Raw genomic sequence first — 19,962 nt, 5'->3', positions numbered from 1 at the left:
GTGTTTGATCGCGCGGTCGTAAGCTATCACATTGGACTGACGTGCGAAGCGAAGCATCTCGTTCAGATTACGCAGGAGGCGCTTAGGAAGCGCCAGCTCTTTGACAAGACAGAAAAACCCGTCATACGTTCGGACAACGGCCCACAATTTATCAGCAACAAGTTTGAGGATGCCTGTAGCGAGTTTGTCATGATTCACGAACGAATTCCGCCCAAAACGCCGAATAAAAACGCTCACATCGAATCGTATCATTCGATCATCGAGGCGGAGTGCTACCAGCGACATGAATTTGAATCTTATCCTCAGGCCTATGAAGTCGTGAGTCAGTTTATACAGGATTATAATCGTATCCGCATCCACGGCAGCATCTACGATTTATCCCCGTATGAATATATGGAAGCGGTGAAACAAGGCATTGTGGAGCCGAAGCAGATTAAGGTTTGATAATCGGAATTGGTGAAAAACAAAGCAATGTAAAGCAATTCTATGTTTGATATCGAATAAGAGGTGCAGTGTCCACAATAAGGGTGTTTAACCGGTATCCTACCACGCACCTAATGCATAAGGTGACATAATTCCATATCGAAGCATCGAAGGTTGACGCAGCCAACGACGCGCGCAGGGGTGCCTTCTGCCAGAAACCTGCCTTTATTCAAGATAGCTACCCGATCCACTGCTTTCTCGGCTTCAATCACGTTATGCGTCACCAGGATGACGGAGGTTCCGTCCGCAGTTAACTGGCGGATCACATCCCAAAGCTCGAGCCTATGAAGACGTGTCCGGCGGATACGGGAACGGCCCTGTGACGGTACGGCTCCGGCATGTCTGTGAGATGTCGCATTGATGGATATGTGCGCTCTATGGAGTGGTCTGTTCGAATCTACGATGAGCATTGGGAGGAATTAATATATTTTAGTAAACAACTTGGGGGCGCTCACCCTCGAAGCTAATGGAGCGAAGTCCTCTTTCCGATAATAGAACCATCCCCTAATTGCAATGGGGAACATCGGGAAAGGAGGTTTCACATGCGCATTGAGTCCAACTATCGATTTCCGTTTTCAACTCAACGGAAGAATCACAATAATGAATTATTATTTGAAGCCGTCTTGAAAGATGCGGCGAAACAAGAAGAAGAAAAACAAGAGGACAAAAAAGGGAAGCTCGTTACCGCTCGCGAAGGCGAATATATCAGGCAATATATCGTCAGGCCCGATGGCAGCAGAGTGCTGCTGAGCGAGACGCAACAAACGTTCGAGACCGACGCCACGGGAAAGGAGTCGAGTGCGCCTAGCCATGCCCAACCTCAGCAAAGCGGAATGAGCCACAACACGAAGGAAATGATCGGTCTGCTGAATTTCCAGGTTGGCGCAGGAATCACGTTTACGTTCTATAAGCAGGCAGGAAGATCAGAGTGACCAGCCATTGGTCAGCGCTGAAAAAGCAGCCGATAGGAACCGGCTGCTTTTCGCCCTTTTCTCTGCGGCTATGCAGATAACATGGAAGATAAAGGGAAAACGTTATACATTTCTTCGTCAATCTTCACTAGGCAGAGTAAATTCCAGCTCCGGAATGTACTCCTTCTTCGCGCCATTCCTGATGTAAGGCTTGAGCATCTGTCAGCTCTTTGATATCGTCTTCGCCGTTAACCCCTTTCACTTCAACCAGCAAGCGCGTGGTAACCGGCGTAATTTCCATTTTTTGATTCTCATTCCCATGGAATCATGAATGAACAGGTACCCTATGGATGAAGCCGATGCCACGACCACCCACAGGGAGAGGAAGTAGAGATCCGGCCGTTCGACCGCGAATGAATGTTCCCCTGAACGTTTGGGAACACCGGTTGAGGAGATAACAGAAATATCCATACACTCACGAGGCGTGCCATTAAAGAAAAAAGCGGTTCTGCGCCATCGCGCAGCCCCGCCGATTATCTTGAATTATGCAATTTGTCCAAGTTACAATGAAGTTTTCCCCTTCAACAGCCTGACTGGTTGGCTCTATCCTTCTTTATGGTTTGCTTTTTGATGAGAAGGATGGCAGAAGCATTCCAACGTATGGTCATTCACCATCCCTGCCGCTTGCATAAATGAATAACAAATCGTACTCCCTACAAAGGCGAATCCGTCTTTTTTTAATCTTTTTGACATTTGATCGCTGATTTCGTTAGATGCAGGGACTTCATTTATGGTCTCCCAATGGTTCACGATCGGTTTGTTATCGACAAAACTCCATATATAACCGGAAAATGAACCATGCTCCTTTTGAATTCTTAAAAAGGACTTGGCGTTCGTGACGACGCTTTGAATTTTCAGCCTGTTGCGAACAATCCCTTTATTCGCCAGCAACGATTGCAATTTTTCATCGGTATAATGAACAATTTTTTCCGGATCGAAATGATCAAAGGCTATTCTATAATTTTCTCTTTTTTGCAAAATCGTCCACCAACTGAGTCCTGCCTGCGCTCCTTCCAGGCATAGCATTTCAAATAAAATTCGATCATCGTATACGGGAACGCCCCATTCTTTATCATGGTAGTCCTTATATAAAGGCTCGTTTTCCTTTACCCATTCGCATCGCTTGATCATTCGCATAATCCCCTATCTGTCTCGTCCCCGGCAAGGCCGAAAAAATGCTTTTCCCCATAATTCTAGCGGGTTTTTCCATAGGTTAATTGTCCATTCCTAATCGTCGTCAGCATCATACATTGATATCACATTCGTTACTCTTAACCAGATGCAATCAAATTCATGGAAAAGGGTGATGCTTTTTTGTCTATTCAACATGTATTCAGCAAATGGAAAAAGACGCGCATTCTGCAAAACTCATCGTTGAAGCGTTACATCCCCAAGACAGCCGTATACAATTCCAGCAGCTTGAAGGATATGCTGAACCGCTACAACATGGTGTATGTGAAGCCGGACAAAGGCACTCACGGGAAAGGAGTCATGCGCGCCAAAAAACGCTCCAAATCATCGTTTGAGCTGAGAGAAGGAGTTTCCACCAAAGTGTTCCGTTCCATGAACGATTTGCAGTCCGGGATCAAGTCCAGAATCGGGAAGCGGAAGTATTTACTGCAGCGGGGGATTATTATGATGAGCCACCGCGGGAGAAAATTCGATCTCCGGGTATTGGTTCAAAAAAATCTCAACAATCAATGGGAGGCCATGTTCATCTTCGGCCGCATGGCAGCCGCCAATAAGATCGTCACGAATGTCAGCAATGGCGGGAGCATGGAATCGCTGTCTACCCTATTGCGTCCTCATATGAATCAGTCCTCCATTCGCAAGCTGCGTAATGAATTGAACCAAATGGGACTATCGGTAGCCAAGCAATTAAGTAAAAAGTATAGAGGTCTAAAGCAGCTTGGACTCGATATCGCGCTCGATAAAAACATGCGGCCCTGGATCCTGGAAGTGAATACAAGGCCAGCCATATATGTCTACCGAACCTTAAATCCTGCCGCCTATCGCCGGATTCTTCGTTATGCCAAAGCCTACGGCCGTTTCAAGTAAACGGAAGGAGGCCGCCAGCTGACGAATACGGTCTGGGCGGCCTCTTCTTGGCTTGATAGGCACAGGCAGCATGTGCCCGGCATAACTGGACATAATAAGCGGAAGAACGATATGAGGATGCGGAACATATATGGCAATGAATATCGTAACATTTAACATTCATCATGGAAGAGGAATAGATGGGAAGGTTAATCTGGAACGAATCGCTCAAGTATTAGAAGATAGTAAAGCCGATGTCATCGCTTTAAATGAAGTGGATAAACATTTTTCCCGGAGAAGCGGTTATCTGGATCAATTAGCCTGGTTATCTGGCCGTTTGCGCATGCGTTATTCTTTTTTTGGCGCAACCATTTCATCAGCAGATGGATCTGTTCTTAGACAGTATGGAAATGCGGTCCTGTCCCGTTTTCCCATCGTTTCACGGCAAAATCATGTTTTCGGCGCTTCCCCTTTCCATGCCGAAAAACGTGCTGTCCTGGAAGTGTCCGTGGATGTCCGGGGGCATCTCGTCAAAATGTATGTGACCCATTTAAGTCTTGTTCCTTACATCCGATCAAAGCAAGTCGATTTTCTTACAGAGAAAATTAAGGAAGATGCCCATCCCGTAATATTAACCGGCGATTTGAACACAAGACCAGGGACGAAATCTTGGCGGAAGCTGCAGCAAATTCTCACGGATGCTTGCCACTATCCCGGCATGACCCCTTGCCGCACCTTCCCTTCCCGCCGCCCCCTTTTTCGGATGGATTATATATTTGTCAGCCGCCATTTCCGTATTGTCTCCACTGAAGTCATTGCGAGTCTGCCTGCGGCATCGGATCATTTGCCCCTAAAAGCTACGGTGAGCTTGACAGGCAAGCTCTCTCCATAAATGACGGCTGACCCGGGCTCGCCCCTGACCGGAAGCATTGTCAAGAAAATACTCTGGCGGCAATGCCAGAGTCAGCGTATTTTATGGTCATAATGCAAGCTCGGCAGTGTTTTCGTCCCGTATCTGTCCATTAATACATCTTTTGACATGAATAAATAGGCGGGGGTTTGTTTTTTCAAGTTCTTTAAGGGATCATTGGCCGAGACGAGATAGATCGGCATCATCGTTGCATACTTGATCCATTTGTACAACGCGCTGCGTATCTGTATCGTTTCAAACCCTAATCCGCTGCCTCCCCTGTTTAACATCGTTATCCCGATAATTCCTTTAATGTCATCATGCTTCGGATGATTTCGCACATATTCGGCAAGATCCGGCAACGATTTTTCAATAAGGCGATAGAGGAGCTTTCCTTTTTTGATCTCACTTTTTATGGAAAGCATGTTTTTCAAAAGCATGACATTATGCAAATGAATTTTCAGCAAAATGTCGCCTCTTCTGATCAGGGTTCCATCGGATAAGAGCACGTTTCTCCCCCGGAACGAAGTAAGTCTGACTCGGAAGGTGCTGCCGCCTTCATGTTCAATGCATTTCAATCTGGTACATGCATAGTACACTGGATCAATGACACTCCAGATGGAGAGTGCAAAGGATTTGAACCACATGAACTGTTCCCCTTTATCGAATATCTAATGTTATTTTGCCTTGGGAAAATCAAATTCATGGGTGGAAAGTTTCAGTATTATTTCTAACAATTAATCAGGTTAGCCCTCATCCATTAGCTCAAGAATATAAGCCTTCAAATCGACCAAACGGGGCGGTTCTTTCACGGCATGCGACGTGCCCGCAACAATCAGAGGGATGTCGGAATCGTATTTGTGCAAAGAACCATGGCTGCCGCCATTCAAATGAACCGGATAAAAGCGGCTTTTGAATTCATAACGCGGCCGAGCGGTGATAACGATCATCGGGACATCTTGAGAATATAACGCTCCATATAACCGGGCAAGCACGTCAGGATAATCGCCGTACCGTATTTCTTGCTCCTTAATTTGTAAATCAACGACCGCTTCTTCTCCCGTAATAGTCCATGCCGAACCATAGATATCGGTATACGGTCCGTCCGGGTGATATTGCATCATTCTTCCCGATCCCGCCTCTTTGACCGTAACTTGTCCTTCCTCTTTCCACGCGATGAAGTCAATCCGTGATTCGTTCGAGAGTATCTCAATAATCGTGGCAAGGTTATCGATGCGAAGAGGATAGACATAAGCCATGCGTTCATTATTGCAGACCACCAGATCGTGATGGCTGCCTACCTTTTCCCCCAACTGCAGCACGCGGAATGAATCAAGCAGCAGATCCAGATCGATGTTAAATCGTTCTTCGTTCCCGATTCTTGTCTGTCCATGGTCGCTGGTTACAATAAATACACATTGGTTAACCGCCTCTTCCCATGAGTCGAATGCATACAAAATCTCCTGAATATGCCGATCTACGCGAATGAGAGCTTCCTCTGCATGAGCGGGATTTTTTTTATGGACTTCATGGTCATTATCAGGAAAATAAACGAGCATAAAATCAGGCTGTTGATTCGACTGAATCATCGTTTTGGCTGCTTGCGCGGCATAGGCGTCATTGATTCCGCATTTTTGTCTATAACCCCGCATCGGCTTGGGAATCTTTTCATTAATTTCGGAATGAACCATGGCTCCCAATGTCATGACATCAGGTCCTGCCGTACTGCCGTTGCGAAATCGAAATCCGGTCGACATATCCATAAGAAAAGGAAGCCGGATAGCATGCCGGTTGACACTGCGGTGAACAATCGCATTGATGGAAGCCGAGGTCTTTCCTCTCCGGTGCAGCTCCTCGAATATTGTAGACACCTTGGCGCTTAAATGTTTTTCATTGAGATTGAATAATACATGCTGCGCGCACTTGGACAAGCCAAGCTTTCTTATGCATTTCCATCCGTTAACGTAGTTTACGATCTCTTTCGCCTCCGGATCGTACCATATTAGCCCGGGAATTCGGTGCTGGTCCGGGTAAGTGCCGGTTACTAATGAACAGTCGACCGTAGCCGTCATCGTGGGGAATACAGTGACGCAATTGGGCCAATATTTTCCGCGATCCATCAAAAATTTCAGACCAGGCACCGTTCGATGGCGCAGGCAATCATTTAATATGTTTGGCATTAACGAATCAATCAGAAGGAAAATAATCTTTTTCATCTTACCTTACCTTTCCGCTTAATAAAAAAAATGTACCCGGTTTACCCGGATACTTTTCCATTCATTAGTTAAGTACAATTAGTATGCTATGCCTCATCCATCGATATTCACATGCAACTTGCTTCGGATATGGTTCTTTATCCTTTCGGCTTTACGAACAAGGCGGCAAGGAAAGAGAAAATAATGGCTGCGGAGATCCCCGCGCTCGTAACCTCGAATATGCCCGTGATAATCCCGATCCAGCCGTCGGTTTTTAACTCTTGGAGCGCTCCGTGCACCAAAGAGTTGCCAAAGCTTGTAATGGGTACCGTCGCCCCGGCTCCGGCGAATTTGATGAGCGGATCATACACTCCGATTCCATCGAGTACCGCTCCCAGGACGACAAGAAGGGTCATCGTATGCGCGGGGTTAAATACATCAAAACAGATCTGCCCGAATACGCAAATGGCACCGCCAACAACGACCGCCCAGAAATAAATCATCTCTTTTCGCCTCCATTCTCGATCGATACGGCATGCGCAATGCATGGAATATTTCCCTTTGCTGATAAGACAGCGGCGATAACAGCGCTCCTGTTGCAACCACGAGCAATCGGTTCAATTCCCCTTTCCGCATTCGGTTCAAGAGATGTCCGTATGTGACGACAGCCGAACATGCGCATCCGCTTGCGCCGGCTTGAACCATCTGCTTCTCGTAATCGTAAATCAACATTCCGCAATCTTTATATTCGGTTTGATGGATGGGAATATTATGCTTTTCGAACAAATCACAAGCGAGTTGATATCCTACCTTGGATAAATCCCCCGTAACAATCAGGTCGTAGTAACCTGGCTCGATTTGCAAATCGCGAAGATGTGCCTGAATGGTGTCTACGGCAGCCGGAGCCATGGCCGCTCCCATATTGAACGGGTCATCGATTCCCATGTCGACCACCCTGCCGATCGTGGCCGATGTAACATAAGATCCTTCTCCGTGCTGCCCGACGACAGACGCCCCGGCTCCGGTTACGGTAAACTGGGCGGTTGGCGGTTTTTGCGATCCATATTCCGTAGGATAACGGAACTGTTTCTCCGATGAAGCGTTATGACTGCCGGCACTCGCGAGCGCAAATTTCGCCGAGCGCGAGTTCACAAGCGCGGAAGCGAGAGCCAGACTCTCCATCGATGTGGAGCATGCTCCGAATACTCCGATATAGGGGATGGACATCGTGCGAGCCGCGAAGCTTGTGCTGATAATCTGATTCAACAAGTCTCCTCCGACAAAGAAATTGACCTGCTCTTTCGTCAAGCCTGCATTTTCGATCGCAAGCTTGGCCGCTTCCTCCACGAGCGTCCTCTCCGCTTTTTCCCAGCTATCCTGCCCCATCATCAGGTCCCCGTGAATGATGTCGAAATCATTCGCAAGCGGTCCTTGTCCTTCAAACGGTCCAACGACGGTTGCGGTGGACAGAATCGTCGGCCGATTTTCAAATATCCAGCTCTGGTGTCTTTTCAGCATTGTCAATGACCTCCTGCAGAGGGATTGAAAATAAAGGTTAGAATCCCGATAATAAATGCGGCAACGGTCCCGAACACAATAACCGGCCCGGCCAACTTGAACATTTTGCCCCCTACGCCCAATACAAGTCCTTCGCTCTGATGCTCGATCGCGGCCGAGGCCATGGAATTGGCGAATCCGGTTACAGGTACGGCCGACCCTGCCCCGGCCCATTGAGCAATTTTATCGTATACACCGAGGCTAGTCAGTATCACGGAAATGAGGATTAACACGGCAACGGTCGGATTCCCCGCCTTCTTCTCGTCGAAACCTCCCCAATGAATAAACAGGTCCTGTATACATTGACCGATGAAGCAGATAAGTCCTCCAGAAATAACGGCCCGGACACAATTTTTGATAACCGGCCGCGCCGGTTCTCTCTTCTTGGCAAGTTCTTGGTACTCTTGTTTAACAGGAGTTAATTTTTTCTTCTTGTTATTGGCCATATCCTTTCTCCTTATCGATGCAATAATGGTTTTAGCTCCGTTATTACGGTCTGCAGTTGCTTTGAACACTGCTCATACATTTGTTTGGCATCCCGATTCTGGGTTGCCAACCCGAACATTTCCAGATCCGCTTCGCATTTTTTTAAGGTTGCGAATAGAACGGCACGTTTTTGGGGCTCGGGAACCTTGATTTGATCGTCGTATAGATCCACATATAATTGCCCGTGCGCATCCACTTGCCCGAGAAACACATTCTCCACAGGAACCCCTGTTTTTTCGAGTTCCGTATTCAACCATTGCCGGCTCAAGCCGATGGTAGCAAGCGGCTCGTCCATGATATTGCCGTCCATGATTACCGTTTGCGGTTCTTGTTCCGGCGCTACCTTGATTCCGAGATGTTTGGGAGTGAGCGGTTGATTCTTAAGGAGGATATTGACTTCTCCGCTCGACTCCATAATCGCGAATTCGACATCAGCCGCTTTGAATACCTGTTTTCGTCGGAGCTGCTCTAACAGCTCATCAATGGATAGCCGTTCTTTTTTCAGGTTGTCTTCCATTATTTTTCCGTCTTTGATTAAGACTGTAGCTTTGTTCTCGATGATGTCCCTCAACGTTTTACTTTTCAGTTGTATAAATTCAATACCTAGCGCCACAGCCACCCATACACCTAACGAGACAAGCCCCAAATACCATGTGGCTTCCAAATCCATCGAAACATAGGCGGCAAGGCTCCCTATGGTAATTCCGGTAATATATTCGAATACGGAAAGCTGAGTCACTTGCCTTTTCCCTAAAAGCTTGGTCATCAGGAAAAGAACAATGACTGCCATGAATGTACGCCAAGCGATCTCCAGCCATTGCGGCACGTATGTTACCTCCTTTCATCATGTCGATTCAGATTATTTGTTAAATCCGCGGAGGAAATGCCACAATACATTTTCCATGACAGGTCCCCCGTTGGCACTTTTGACGTACTTTCGGATATCACATGATTTTTGTCCATTGTTGGTCCCGATTTGCTTAAATCGTCAATCATTAATTTCCATGTATGATTTCAAAATCAATACGGTATGTAATAAATGGAAAATGGATTGGTTGACATATGGAAGGATTATATTTCACGCTGCACTCAGAAAGGTGGTGACATCAATGACGGTAGGATCTCAAGTGAAAACTTGCCTGGCTTCTTTGAAAAGCGCACAAGCCAGTCTTGAACAGTTCGCATTGGCAACTGAAAATCAAGAGGCAAAGTCCCTCTACACAGACGCTGCCCAGCAGACGCAGCAAATCGTGAACCAAGTAGAGAGCCGCGTTAAGCAATTAGAAAACGAGGAACCACAATATAAAGGTTTTTAAAAATAAAGAGTTACAGCATGCCATGGCTGTAACTCTTCTGCTTGAGATTCTTTGTTACGCTAAGGACGGGATGAATTGAGGATTGTAAATGACATGAATCGCATCCTGATAAACAGTCACTTCAAGAGGCGTCTCGCCGATCATTTCCCCATCTCCATGCGCAATCATCGGTGATTCCGTATATACTTCCACTTTTCTTCCTTGCAACGTGGTGACGGCTGGGTGAAAAATGTGATTGCCGCGAAATACATTGGGAAAGATTCTCATTAAGGTCCAGCGGGATACCCCTTGAACGATGCAAATATGAAAAAAACCGTCCGTATAACAAGCTTCCGGGCATATCTTCATTCCACCGGCATAGTTAGGTAAATTGGCGACGGCGATTAGCCAGACATCCGAATAGATCATTTCCTTACCGTCGACTTTAATGTGAACATCGACAGGCTTGTAACGCAATACGACTTGAATGAAGCTCAATATGTAAGACAAATTCCCCATTTTCAAATGATTCAACCATTTCTTATAACGTGACAGGTTAGCGGTCTGTGCAACCTTCCCATCGATCCCGATACCGATAACGGTGGTGTAGCATTTTCTTCCAATCCGGGCAATGTCTATTTTTTTCGTTGTCCCCGTCAATAGATACTCCAGCGCTTTTTTGGGGTTTAAAGGAATATGGAGTCCTCTGGCCAAATCATTGCCGGAGCCTGCAGGTATAATTCCCAATGGAATGTTACTTTCTGCGATTTCATGAGCTACGCTTTGAATTGTACCGTCCCCTCCTACAATGACAAAAGCTTTCATCTTGTCATGATCTATCATATATTTCCGCACAAGAAGGGCAGCATGGGACGGGCTGTCTGAAAACTCGACTTTATAATGAACTTGTCTGTAATGAAGTATTGGCTCGATTCTTTTCCAGGTTTTCATTCCTTTACCGTTACCGGATATTCTGTTCACAATAAAGAGATACATACGAATTCCCCCTATCCATCTATCTACACTTTTTCCGAATTGCCGGTCGTGTATACCAAAAGGATAGAGATCACGCTCGCACTTCGAATCAATGAATATTTTCCGGTTAATCGCACCAAAATAAATTAGAAACTTCAGGAGCGAGTGAGAGGAATTATGCAAAAAAAGATATTAATCCTTTCCGAACGATTTGGCAGTGGACACACAACAGCGGCAGAAGCATTGGCGCAAGGCATTGAGCAGTTGGAACCGTCCATTGATACGCAAATTATTGAAATCGGCAAGTTGCTTCATCCGAAGAGGACGGCTATCTTCTTTCGCTCGTATAAAAAATTGATTACGTTGTATCCTTGGTTATGGAAAAAAATCTATGAATCGAAACAACACCAGCCTGTATCGCGATGGCTTCAGTTCATCATCTACCAGTTGTTTCATCGCAACGTTGAACAGATGCTGGATCAGATTCAACCGGATTTGGTCATCTGCACCCATCCGTTTAACAGTTCTTCCATAGCACGGTTGAAAAAAAGGGGGTACCCGGTTAGCCTCTGCACGGTCATCACCGATTTTCATGCCCACGGTATTTGGGTACAACCTGAGGTGGATCTTTATCTTGTATCCGACGATGACGTTCATCGACAATTACGCCGGATGGGGATTCCGAATTTTCGGATTGCGGTTACCGGTATTCCAATTACGACGAACTTCTGGAAGAAAACCGACAAGCAGGAGGCAAGAAGAAGATTGCATTTAAAAGATCTGCCGACCGTGATGATTATGGGAGGCGGGTTGGGATTGGGAGGAATCCAAGAGCTTGCCCATACGCTCGTCAAATGGAGGGAACATATTCAGATATTGATTTGTACCGGATATAACGATTCGCTAAGGTTTAGCTTGGAGCGCGATATGCACTTTCAGCATGAACATATCGTGATTTTGGGCTTTGTTGATATGATCGACACACTGCTGGATGCGGCGGATCTGTTAATTACCAAGCCAGGCGGACTCACATGCTTCGAAGCATTGAGCAAAGGGGTTCCGATGCTCATATTCCAACCCATTCCCGGTCATGAAGAATATAATTCCAACCACTTGGTCAATCAGGAATTAGCGGTCCGCATCAACCATCAGGATGAGGTGGACCATTGGATACGCAAGCTGCTCTCTTCGCCTGAACCATTCGCATTTCTGCAAAGCAACATGGAACAATATCAGCAAAAAATCAATCCGCTTGCCGGCCCCCTATCGATTATGAAACTTCTCACCTGCGAGACGATCTAGGAGGATTTACATGGTACACGATTGCAGTATCAATACCTACTATTTGAAAAGGGAACAAGGCTTCAAACTAAATTTTCGCTCATGGTTTCCGGTCAATCCCCGCGGCCTCCTGATTTTTATTCATGGCGCAGGAGAGGATTCCAGCCGTTATTTTGACATCGGCGCTGAAAGCGCTCAGAGGCAAATCGCTTTTGTCGCTCCCGACCTTCGGGGGTTCGGACAATCCGATGGACAGCCCGGTCACATACATCAGTTTCATACTTACTTGGAGGACCTGGATCAAGTGATAGATTGTTTTGAAAAGCAATTTCCCAAAATCCCCATCTATCTTTTTGGTCACAGTTTAGGCGGTCTGATCATCATTCGATATGTTCAGCACTTTACTATGGCGATAGATAAATTGGCCGGGGTCATACTATCATCCCCTGCATTAGGAATACACACGAGGATTCCCTATGTTTTTCGCAAATGCGCTCAGCTTTTATCCAGAGTAACGCCAAGTTTTCCGCTTGAATTAATCAGATGGAATGAATCGTTAAAAAAATTGCGTTGGCTGCAAGCGTATTTGCCGAACTGGACTTCTGAACTTTTGCGCGATCCTTCCACTACGGTGCAGTACACTCCACGTTGGATTACAGAGTTATTGCGTCACGGAGCCCGGGCATTAACGGAAGCCAATCACTTTCGGGTTCCGACCTTATGCCTTTATGGCCTGAAGGATTCCGTGGCAGATTCGAAACATATAGAGTTATTTATGCAAGCTATTCCTGCCAGCGATAAACATTCCATTCTGTTCGAAGATGTCGGTCACTGCCCTTTGAATGAACATCGCAAGGATGAAGCGATTGAATCCGTTTTTCAGTGGTTAGGTTCCCGTCTTTGAACATACAAAAAAACCATGAGAAGCTTCTCATGGTTTTGGAATGAATGCTCCTATGTCATAGGGACTTGACGGACGATGCGCCCCTCTATTCGCTGAAAAATGTCATCAAGATTCGGGCCGGTAATCGTTAAACCATGGTTCTTCAATCCGATAATGGCTCTTGCCGGATCTTCCGACCGGTTTACCAGCTCGGATACGGCTTGGGCCAATTCCCACGTCCCGCAAGGGTAATTGATTTCTGTGGACGGAATTCCATGGATCCATGCATGAACATGGACGATCGCCCCCACTTTCGGATGCTGCCTATAGATCATCCAGTGTTCGATGGCATCGACGGATACCCGATGAGGTTGGATATTCGGAGGCACATTAAGCATCATAGCTGTCCGTTCGGCATTGTAGCCCATGACAAGGAGGATATCCCGTCCGATAATTCTCATATCCCCCTTGTTTACCCCGCTTCCGCTCATCCAGAATTGCTGTTCGTCTTTACGCGCGCTCAGATTGCCGTAACTCAATCCGCCAATTCCGTATAATCGTTTTACATGTCGTAAATCTTGGGGAGACAGGAGTTCCTCCAGGGGAAAAGGGGCCGGCAAAAGATTCAGGGCATCCAATTGTTTGCCTGCTTTGTATATTTGAGCCGTTATCTCGTCGCCATCCCATAAATCCGGAGGCAGATCGTGGTGGAATTCATTATTAATGACTAACCGGGAGGATGCTAATGGATGTAATCGTTCCATCACCCTGCCAAAAAACAATTCATCGTTATTTTGTTCAAACGGGACAAGATAACATCCTTGTTCAAGCGTGATGAAATACGTATGACATTGTCCTTTCGGGGTATGTATGATATAAATCAACAGATTGGATAGGGTGCGAATGAGTATGGGGTAAGCTGACTTCAAAATGTCACGGGGAAGATCATAGGTTTCGGCAATCGCCACGGAAAAAGTAGCTTGTGCTTTCCTGCGAAAAGGCTTTAAATGGTCGGTGTCCACAAAATTCAATACAAAACGGATATCATTTACCGGCTCCTCGCAATAATGGTATCCATTATTGATCAGTTCTCTTTTCAATCCGGCCGCAAACCATTTCAACGATGGGCTTTTCAATTCACCTGCAATCGCGAAGTTCATTCATGATCCCCCTTCACAGTTCAAATACCACTTTCATCGCCCTCGATTTTCCTTTGCCTGAAGCGGTCGCAATAGCCTCCCGATATTGATCCAACGGGAATTGGTGGGTTACCAAGGGAGCGAGGTCGATTTTGCGGGAATCCATCAAGTCCAAAGCTAACGCATAAGTACGAGAACGTTTTCCCTCGAATTCTTCTGTACTTACAGCGAAGCTCCCTTGTATTTGCAATTCGTTCAGCCAGATCGGAGTCCAATCGACGCCGCGAGGAAAACTTGCCACTCCCAAGAGCTTGACCTTCCCGCCGCTCTTCGTAAACCGGAGCGCGTCATCAATGCTTCGCTCCCTGCCCACGCACTCATAAGTAAAATCCGCTCCCCCTTGTATCACCGGTTTGCCGAAGAGAGGTGTCAACATCTTGGCGCCGAGGAGTTCTGCCAATTGTTCATAGGATTTGGAACGGGATGTCAATTGAAAAATCTCGCTGGCTCCATACAGCCGGGCCATTTCCATCTGAAAAGGATGCTTCGCCAATACAATGATTCGATTTGAAAAACCAAGCGCGCGAAGGGCGGCTAATACGCATATGCCGATAACTCCTGCTCCAATAACAAGTACCGTGTCATGGTCACGCGGCGGATCCCGCATGATCGCATGCAAAGCCGTCGCTAACGGATCGGTCATAATCGCATTCCAATCGCTGACATTGGCGGGAACTTTGAAGATCTGACTGCGGTGAGCGACCAGATATGGGCTCCAGCTTCCCCCGGTATCCCGGCAAGCCCCGATGAGCAGTCCAGGGGAGATGCGTCCCGAAGCCAAGCGTTCGCATAGACTCAAGTCACCTCGGCGGCAAGCAGGACAAAGGTCAGGAAATCCTCTTGCCATGCAAGATAAAATCGGATCCACCACCACTCGTTCCCCTGGGTGAATACCAGACACTCGTTCTCCCACTTCGTCGATTACGCCTACCACTTCATGCCCAATCGTGAAGGGAAAGGAGGCAAATGGAGAGGTAGCCGGACTGTCGTGAAGAAAAATAAGATTCAGATCGCTGCCGCATATTCCGCCGTATTTTACTTTGATCTTTACCCATTCTTCATCGGGCAGCTTTGGTGCCGGGACGTCCCGATAACGGATACATGATAATCGTCCAATATAGAGAGATGGAATAAGCGGCCCGAGCGCTTTGCACAATACATACTTCGGTATGCCGACATTGAACTGTACCGCTTTCAAACCTATCGAGTCCTTTCAACATAGTCTCCCCTGTAATATTTAGATGTGTACTCTATGGCCAGTGATATTATTACAGTTGATCCGTTATAACTCTTTGATACAGGTATCGTTTGTCGGCGCTAAAGACGCTCAAAGCTTCATGAACTCTTGAAAACTGAGTACTCGTATCACTTCATAACCATTCCCCTGCCCTTATGGCTTGATTACGGCGGTGCCCATCCTGCTTGTATCCCAGATCAGCTCATTCCTGTCATCGTAGATTTTGACAGTATAATTACGGAGCATGGCTTGATGAGAAAGCTGCATGAGGGAGCCCATCGACCATCCGCCTGCTTCCGCATTGTAGGAGGTCTCCAGATCTTTAAGCAACGTGTCGGCTTCTGCTTGCTGCTGATTTTTCATATACTGGCCGAAGGCAAAGGTCATGACCAGATAGACGAGAAGCGTTATGGTCAGCAGCGAGGTGAGCGCTACCCCGATATGCGACAACAACAGCTTTTTGCGAAGTCCGCTCTTATTCATCCGGATTCACCTGGAATTTGTATCCGACGCCAAAAACCGTCGCGATAAATGTCGGTTTTCTCGGGTTGTCCCCTATTTTTTGCCTAATGTTTTTAATATGAACATCGATCGTGCGCTCGAATCCCTCAAACATGTCCCCTTGGATAAGGTTAACGAGTTCCAGGCGGCTGAACGCTCGCTTTGGATTCTTCGCCAGAAGCTCAAGCAATTTGAATTTCAATGGGTGTGAGCGAGACAGACACCCCCCTGACTTTCACTTCATGCCGTTGGGGATCAATGGACAGATCGTTATTGCAGAAGGAAAGAGGCTTTTCTTGCTGTGGCGCGACAGGAAGCTGCGCTCTGCGCAACAAGCTAATCACCCGCACCACCAGCTCTCTGGGGCTGAACGGCTTCGTATTTAATTACCTGAAGGATATCAGGCTCATCATCGACAATCAAAATTTTTGCACGGTCCATACGTATCAACCTCACCATATATACAAAGATAGGCCTTGCGATATTCGCGAGGCCTATCATAGCACAGTCTTAATTGAAATTCATCATGCTGCCGCGCCATTGGGAATTGCTCATCATTCCCCGTCCCATGCCATTGCCATTGTGACAGCTATTGTACATCTGCTCAATCTGTTGATCCGAGAGGTCCGGGTGCATCCGCTTCGCGAACGGGAGCATCTGTTCAAAGCCGCTGCGGTTCCCGCCGGGATTATTATCGGCTGATGAAGCATATGCGCCGGCGGCTCCCATCCCCATGACCAAGACCAAGGCGCTGATGCCAAGCCATACTCTTTTCATTAGTATCTCCTCCTTATGATTATAATATAAAGGAGAGATATGAAGATCGTATTTGCAAGTTGTGAAGAAGTTATAAAGGAGTTTTGTCGATCATGATAGACTTTTGGAAATATAGAGCATCGCTAACTTAGCGCCGTTAACAGCACGGCAATTGTATTGAAGAGGCCGTGAACGATCATGCCGGGCACGACTGAACCTGTCCGCTCATAGGTCCAGGCAAGCACGGCGCCGCTAATAAAATTTACGGGCATCGCATTGGTTGTAGGGAAATGAGCTGCGGTAAAGATGAGCGAGCTAATCATGATCGCCCGCCCAGTGCCGGTACGCGCCCGCAGCCATTGATATATAAAGCCCCGGTAAAAGATTTCCTCATAAAAAGGAGATACGATCCCTGCCGCGGCAATCGCGATAACGATGGTCAATAGCGAGACATGCTGCTGCAGACTCTCTGTCTTGCTGTTTTCCACCGGATTGCCAAGAAGGCCGGTGAGGTAGACGGCCGCGAGGCTCAATACGATAAGAATCAGAGTCCAGAACGGAATCCTCCGCCACACTTTTCCCGGAAAATGCTTTACCCCCAGAGCCGCCCACGACAAATTGTGCGGCCGCAACGCAACAAAATAAAGCCCGAGCAATAGCGTAATCGCGATCGTAAGCCCGGTTAGCGTTCCGGAATAAAGCGTATTTCCAAGCCATTGCTCATACATCGACTGAACCGGGTATTTGATCACGAATATCACAAACACGAATTCTACCGCAAGTAAAGCGGCCAGTTCGCGCCCTGTCCAGGGGCTGGTTTTCTTCTGCATCACTGTCTCTTCACTCCTCATCCCTTAATCCTCTGTCGCATAATTTAACTATACAAGGTGACGCTGCGTCACTTGCAAGCTTCATTATTGAGAAGGAACGGCAGGATGGGAGGTCTGCCGGACACAGGCTTGATAAAAGAAAAGAAGCGGCTCTGAAATCTCAGCAGCTCCGCTTCTCCATCGCATCTAATTTAGGTATTAGGTTAACAAATTGCTCAGTTCTTGCAGTTCTTTGGTCAGATGGGTTAAAGTCGCCTCTCTTGCCGCGCATCTTGGCCGTCATAGACAAGCTGTTCGAGGAATTCCCAAATATCCTCCAACTTGCGTCTGCCTTGATAAAATTGCAAAGCGTCGGCGTTGACGGCATAATCGGGATGGCGCTTCCGGTATATGCGCATAAAGGGTTCAAAGAAGTCTTCATCGACTAAAAACATCATGTCTGCCTCCACAGGAGCCAGCTTCATGCCTTCCCAATCGATCAACACAAGCTGCCGCCCGGATTGCATCATATTCCAGGGGTGGATGTCGGTATGGCAGAGGGCCAATCGGATGTTGCCGTTTTTCAGACGTTCCGACTGCTTTTCTACGATGTCAACGAGAGACAGAATCTGCTCCCGATAAGGATTGATCCGTTCTCGCACATCGCCTGGAACCGCTTCATGCTCCTGATGCCAAAATTCCTTCAATGACCGGGCAAACGGAACTTGAAAATCTTCCTTCAACGCATCCGTAGCCAATGGAATGTCTTCGCCGTAACAATGGAGCTCCGCCATGATGTCCGCAAGCTGGCTGACCTGCTCCCTCGTCAACGGGTTGCCGCCAATGGTGTCACCGCGAATATATTCATACAGCAAGTAGATCCCATTTTCATCTTCGCATTGATAATGGCCGTTCTTCGTCAGCAGCGGCACCGGGATTTTCCCCTTCAGGCCGCTATGCTGCAAGAGCCACAACAAAATCGGCACATAGTTATCGATCAGAGCCGTCCATTTTGGGGTCGATGCCCTGCTCTTTTCATACATTTTCAAGAAATAGTCTTGCTGCGCCGTACCTACTTTAAAGGCGAGCGCCGACGTTATCCGATTCATGATGAGGCTCCTTGCAAAGCATCATAATACAGTACATTTTATCATCATGAAGGCGCACGAAACATGCCCGTCCGGCAAAGCCATACTCGATTCATCGAATTACGCATATCTCCTCCAGGCGCGCAATGGTTGCGCCGCGTCAGAACCTTCCATCATCATTCTGTGAATATCATCCGGGACATCAATGCTTTCGTTCGGGTTCAAGCGGGCCCATGTCTGGATTCACTGCAGGGCGATATCCGGATCCACCAGGCCAGCGGATGCCCAAATCTGTTCGCCGTTGAAATAGAACGCGTGCGACAATACTACAAAAATAAGCTTGACCTTACGTTACGGTATGGTTTTAAACTTGAAGAAACAGCAGTTTTGATCGGAGGGCGGTCCAAAGTGGTTGGCCACAGCACCGTGATGGTGTCCGGAAGATGTGCGGAATGCGGAGCGCAAGGAATCGATGGGTTTTCCTGCGATGAACTATTCGGTTTCCCTCTTGCTTGGGAGCATCGCGATCCCCAATTGTATGCCTTGCATTTTTGGCTTGTTGCCTGCTACATGATACAGCATCCTTCTAATTTTACAGAAGAAGGTTACCGGCTCCTGGTTCGTTTATTTATAGACGCCTATGATAATGAGCGGGACACGGCCTATATTCTGAAAAAAATCGCGAGCTCGTAAGCAAAGCAGGCAAAATAACCAATCCTCTGCCCAATCAAGACAGAATACGGAACTATAAGCCTTGGTCCATGACCATTCAAGATGTCTACATGGGCGGGGAACAAAATGCAATCGCCAATCTATTGAAATGGAGGGACAGGATTAGAACGGAGCTTCGTGAATAACTGAAATCAATAAAAGAGGCTGTCCCATAGGAAGTTGCACAGGGATGCAGGGCAAGGCGGGACAACAGACAATATGGAGGCGGGAAGACGATGGAAGGAAACGCGGCGGAAGATGGATGAGGCAGTGAAATCCTGCGTCAATGCCACTAGCGTTGCATCAATCTTTTTACGAAAATTTTCACCCTATAATTCTCTATATTTGTAACTTATTGAACTATATTCGTGGACAAAAATAAAGAAATCTCCTATTGTTGAGTTACCCAAAGCGTTATCCATAAAACGCCTCAACAAAGGAGATTCCTATGGATAACGTACCGAATCAAAACGTCATTTGTCAATGCCTAAAGTGGTTACATGTGAATTCCACTAGAGATGAGTCATTGGATTACCGAGCCCAAAAGTTGTTTGTCGGCGCTTCGACACTCTTGTTTGTAGAGGCACA

Annotated in this window: 23 protein-coding genes and 1 pseudogene; 8 read left to right on the top strand and 16 right to left on the bottom strand. The window is 47.0% G+C overall.

Annotation, left to right across the window (positions count from 1 at the left end; genetic code table 11):
• A partial coding sequence (locus tag ABD76_RS05570; protein ID WP_197254959.1) for an integrase core domain-containing protein occupies nucleotides 1–444 on the top strand: 444 nt, incomplete at its 5' end.
• Between the two features lie 581 nt (nucleotides 445–1,025).
• The gene (locus ABD76_RS05565) at nucleotides 1,026–1,415 is read left to right on the top strand and encodes a hypothetical protein (RefSeq protein WP_197254957.1); all 390 of its coding nucleotides are present in this window, start codon (nucleotides 1,026–1,028) and stop codon (nucleotides 1,413–1,415) included.
• A 127-nt stretch (nucleotides 1,416–1,542) separates the two neighbouring features.
• Here ABD76_RS05565 and ABD76_RS05560 read toward each other — a convergent pair whose 3' ends face one another.
• Together ABD76_RS05560 and ABD76_RS05555 are read right to left on the bottom strand one after the other, a co-directional pair.
• Complete coding sequence (locus ABD76_RS05560) at nucleotides 1,543–1,695, bottom strand: hypothetical protein (protein ID WP_197254955.1); 153 nt, start codon at nucleotides 1,693–1,695, stop codon at nucleotides 1,543–1,545.
• A gap of 302 nt (nucleotides 1,696–1,997) precedes the next feature.
• Nucleotides 1,998–2,585, bottom strand: a complete 588-nt coding sequence (locus ABD76_RS05555) for a DNA-3-methyladenine glycosylase I (RefSeq protein ID WP_206765534.1) — start codon at nucleotides 2,583–2,585, stop codon at nucleotides 1,998–2,000.
• Nucleotides 2,586–2,768: 183 nt separating this feature from the next.
• On the opposite strand from ABD76_RS05555, the gene ABD76_RS05550 reads away from it, so the two are divergent.
• The gene (locus tag ABD76_RS05550) at nucleotides 2,769–3,512 is read left to right on the top strand and encodes a YheC/YheD family protein (protein ID WP_197254953.1); all 744 of its coding nucleotides are present in this window, start codon (nucleotides 2,769–2,771) and stop codon (nucleotides 3,510–3,512) included.
• A gap of 130 nt (nucleotides 3,513–3,642) precedes the next feature.
• A complete protein-coding gene (locus ABD76_RS05545) occupies nucleotides 3,643–4,383 on the top strand; it encodes an endonuclease/exonuclease/phosphatase family protein (protein ID WP_197254952.1) in 741 nt (246 codons plus the stop codon).
• 71 nt (nucleotides 4,384–4,454) lie between these two features.
• Here ABD76_RS05545 and ABD76_RS05540 read toward each other — a convergent pair whose 3' ends face one another.
• The 6 genes and pseudogenes from ABD76_RS05540 to ABD76_RS05515 form a co-directional block, all read right to left on the bottom strand.
• Nucleotides 4,455–5,048: a YkoP family protein gene (locus ABD76_RS05540; protein ID WP_197254943.1), complete on the bottom strand. Its 594-nt coding sequence runs from the start codon at nucleotides 5,046–5,048 to the stop codon at nucleotides 4,455–4,457.
• 99 nt (nucleotides 5,049–5,147) lie between these two features.
• Nucleotides 5,148–6,617, bottom strand: coding sequence for an alkaline phosphatase family protein (locus tag ABD76_RS05535; RefSeq protein ID WP_197254941.1), 1,470 nt, complete (start codon nucleotides 6,615–6,617; stop codon nucleotides 5,148–5,150).
• Nucleotides 6,618–6,754: 137 nt separating this feature from the next.
• Nucleotides 6,755–7,099 (bottom strand): stage V sporulation protein AE, encoded by a 345-nt coding sequence (spoVAE, locus tag ABD76_RS05530; protein WP_197254932.1) that lies wholly within the window; start codon nucleotides 7,097–7,099, stop codon nucleotides 6,755–6,757.
• Nucleotides 7,096–8,114, bottom strand: a pseudogene (gene spoVAD / locus ABD76_RS05525) (stage V sporulation protein AD). Before spoVAD ends, spoVAE begins: the two are co-directional and overlap by 4 nt.
• Before the next feature lie 2 nt (nucleotides 8,115–8,116).
• Nucleotides 8,117–8,599, bottom strand: a complete 483-nt coding sequence (gene spoVAC, locus ABD76_RS05520) for a stage V sporulation protein AC (protein WP_197254930.1) — start codon at nucleotides 8,597–8,599, stop codon at nucleotides 8,117–8,119.
• Nucleotides 8,600–8,610: 11 nt separating this feature from the next.
• On the bottom strand, nucleotides 8,611–9,465 hold the full coding sequence (locus ABD76_RS05515) for a YetF domain-containing protein (RefSeq protein ID WP_197254928.1): 855 nt from the start codon (nucleotides 9,463–9,465) through the stop codon (nucleotides 8,611–8,613).
• Nucleotides 9,466–9,748: 283 nt separating this feature from the next.
• Between ABD76_RS05515 and ABD76_RS05510 the strand changes: the two genes are divergently transcribed.
• The gene (locus ABD76_RS05510) at nucleotides 9,749–9,955 is read left to right on the top strand and encodes a DUF1657 domain-containing protein (protein ID WP_197254926.1); all 207 of its coding nucleotides are present in this window, start codon (nucleotides 9,749–9,751) and stop codon (nucleotides 9,953–9,955) included.
• Between the two features lie 54 nt (nucleotides 9,956–10,009).
• Here ABD76_RS05510 and ABD76_RS05505 read toward each other — a convergent pair whose 3' ends face one another.
• Nucleotides 10,010–10,930 carry a diacylglycerol/lipid kinase family protein gene (locus tag ABD76_RS05505; protein WP_197254924.1) on the bottom strand — a complete coding sequence of 307 codons (921 nt, stop codon included), beginning with the start codon at nucleotides 10,928–10,930 and terminating at the stop codon, nucleotides 10,010–10,012.
• A 156-nt stretch (nucleotides 10,931–11,086) separates the two neighbouring features.
• Here ABD76_RS05505 and ABD76_RS05500 point away from each other — a divergent pair, with 156 nt between their 5' ends.
• Nucleotides 11,087–12,211: an MGDG synthase family glycosyltransferase gene (locus ABD76_RS05500; RefSeq protein ID WP_197254921.1), complete on the top strand. Its 1,125-nt coding sequence runs from the start codon at nucleotides 11,087–11,089 to the stop codon at nucleotides 12,209–12,211.
• Between the two features lie 10 nt (nucleotides 12,212–12,221).
• On the top strand, nucleotides 12,222–13,094 hold the full coding sequence (locus ABD76_RS05495) for an alpha/beta hydrolase (RefSeq protein ID WP_197254919.1): 873 nt from the start codon (nucleotides 12,222–12,224) through the stop codon (nucleotides 13,092–13,094).
• 50 nt (nucleotides 13,095–13,144) lie between these two features.
• Here the strand turns inward: ABD76_RS05495 and ABD76_RS05490 are convergent, their stop codons facing one another.
• The 7 genes from ABD76_RS05490 to ABD76_RS05460 all read right to left on the bottom strand — a co-directional run bounded on the left by ABD76_RS05490 (nucleotide 13,145) and on the right by ABD76_RS05460 (nucleotide 18,684).
• Nucleotides 13,145–14,233 (bottom strand): class II aldolase/adducin family protein, encoded by a 1,089-nt coding sequence (locus tag ABD76_RS05490; RefSeq protein WP_197254917.1) that lies wholly within the window; start codon nucleotides 14,231–14,233, stop codon nucleotides 13,145–13,147.
• A 13-nt stretch (nucleotides 14,234–14,246) separates the two neighbouring features.
• Nucleotides 14,247–15,428, bottom strand: a complete 1,182-nt coding sequence (locus ABD76_RS05485) for a zinc-dependent alcohol dehydrogenase (protein WP_338125054.1) — start codon at nucleotides 15,426–15,428, stop codon at nucleotides 14,247–14,249.
• 234 nt (nucleotides 15,429–15,662) lie between these two features.
• Complete coding sequence (locus ABD76_RS05480) at nucleotides 15,663–15,992, bottom strand: hypothetical protein (protein WP_242069389.1); 330 nt, start codon at nucleotides 15,990–15,992, stop codon at nucleotides 15,663–15,665.
• Nucleotides 15,985–16,200, bottom strand: coding sequence for a winged helix-turn-helix domain-containing protein (locus ABD76_RS29280; RefSeq protein ID WP_242069391.1), 216 nt, complete (start codon nucleotides 16,198–16,200; stop codon nucleotides 15,985–15,987). The genes ABD76_RS05480 and ABD76_RS29280 overlap by 8 nt, the downstream gene beginning before the upstream one ends.
• A gap of 320 nt (nucleotides 16,201–16,520) precedes the next feature.
• Entirely contained in the window at nucleotides 16,521–16,787 is a 267-nt protein-coding gene (locus ABD76_RS05470; protein ID WP_197254913.1) for an FAD/FMN-containing dehydrogenase, read from the bottom strand.
• Nucleotides 16,788–16,909: 122 nt separating this feature from the next.
• Nucleotides 16,910–17,596: a CPBP family intramembrane glutamic endopeptidase gene (locus ABD76_RS05465; protein WP_242069390.1), complete on the bottom strand. Its 687-nt coding sequence runs from the start codon at nucleotides 17,594–17,596 to the stop codon at nucleotides 16,910–16,912.
• 245 nt (nucleotides 17,597–17,841) lie between these two features.
• Nucleotides 17,842–18,684, bottom strand: a complete 843-nt coding sequence (locus ABD76_RS05460) for a phosphotransferase enzyme family protein (RefSeq protein WP_242069388.1) — start codon at nucleotides 18,682–18,684, stop codon at nucleotides 17,842–17,844.
• Nucleotides 18,685–18,747: 63 nt separating this feature from the next.
• Between ABD76_RS05460 and ABD76_RS29275 the strand changes: the two genes are divergently transcribed.
• Complete coding sequence (locus tag ABD76_RS29275) at nucleotides 18,748–19,356, top strand: DUF5946 family protein (protein WP_242069387.1); 609 nt, start codon at nucleotides 18,748–18,750, stop codon at nucleotides 19,354–19,356.
• Nucleotides 19,357–19,962 lie beyond the last annotated feature (606 nt).

It is taken from the genome of Paenibacillus dendritiformis, from assembly GCF_015845845.1.
In the GTDB taxonomy this organism is placed as follows: domain Bacteria; phylum Bacillota; class Bacilli; order Paenibacillales; family Paenibacillaceae; genus Paenibacillus_B; species Paenibacillus_B dendritiformis_C.
The sequence above is the reverse complement of the archived record's forward strand: the minus strand, read 5'-3'. Positions and strand labels throughout refer to the sequence as shown.

Coding starts and splice junctions, on each gene's coding strand:
- ABD76_RS05565 (WP_197254957.1), top strand. CDS start 1,026: ATGCGCATTGAGTCCAACTATCGATTTCCGTTTTCAACTCAACGGAAG.
- ABD76_RS05560 (WP_197254955.1), bottom strand. CDS start 1,695: ATGGAAATTACGCCGGTTACCACGCGCTTGCTGGTTGAAGTGAAAGGG.
- ABD76_RS05555 (WP_206765534.1), bottom strand. CDS start 2,585: ATGATCAAGCGATGCGAATGGGTAAAGGAAAACGAGCCTTTATATAAG.
- ABD76_RS05545 (WP_197254952.1), top strand. CDS start 3,643: ATGGCAATGAATATCGTAACATTTAACATTCATCATGGAAGAGGAATA.
- ABD76_RS05540 (WP_197254943.1), bottom strand. CDS start 5,048: ATGTGGTTCAAATCCTTTGCACTCTCCATCTGGAGTGTCATTGATCCA.
- ABD76_RS05535 (WP_197254941.1), bottom strand. CDS start 6,617: ATGAAAAAGATTATTTTCCTTCTGATTGATTCGTTAATGCCAAACATA.
- spoVAE (WP_197254932.1), bottom strand. CDS start 7,099: ATGATTTATTTCTGGGCGGTCGTTGTTGGCGGTGCCATTTGCGTATTC.
- spoVAC (WP_197254930.1), bottom strand. CDS start 8,599: ATGGCCAATAACAAGAAGAAAAAATTAACTCCTGTTAAACAAGAGTAC.
- ABD76_RS05510 (WP_197254926.1), top strand. CDS start 9,749: ATGACGGTAGGATCTCAAGTGAAAACTTGCCTGGCTTCTTTGAAAAGC.
- ABD76_RS05505 (WP_197254924.1), bottom strand. CDS start 10,930: ATGTATCTCTTTATTGTGAACAGAATATCCGGTAACGGTAAAGGAATG.
- ABD76_RS05500 (WP_197254921.1), top strand. CDS start 11,087: ATGCAAAAAAAGATATTAATCCTTTCCGAACGATTTGGCAGTGGACAC.
- ABD76_RS05495 (WP_197254919.1), top strand. CDS start 12,222: ATGGTACACGATTGCAGTATCAATACCTACTATTTGAAAAGGGAACAA.
- ABD76_RS05490 (WP_197254917.1), bottom strand. CDS start 14,233: ATGAACTTCGCGATTGCAGGTGAATTGAAAAGCCCATCGTTGAAATGG.
- ABD76_RS05480 (WP_242069389.1), bottom strand. CDS start 15,992: ATGAATAAGAGCGGACTTCGCAAAAAGCTGTTGTTGTCGCATATCGGG.
- ABD76_RS05470 (WP_197254913.1), bottom strand. CDS start 16,787: ATGAAAAGAGTATGGCTTGGCATCAGCGCCTTGGTCTTGGTCATGGGG.
- ABD76_RS05465 (WP_242069390.1), bottom strand. CDS start 17,596: ATGCAGAAGAAAACCAGCCCCTGGACAGGGCGCGAACTGGCCGCTTTA.
- ABD76_RS05460 (WP_242069388.1), bottom strand. CDS start 18,684: ATGAATCGGATAACGTCGGCGCTCGCCTTTAAAGTAGGTACGGCGCAG.
- ABD76_RS29275 (WP_242069387.1), top strand. CDS start 18,748: ATGCCCGTCCGGCAAAGCCATACTCGATTCATCGAATTACGCATATCT.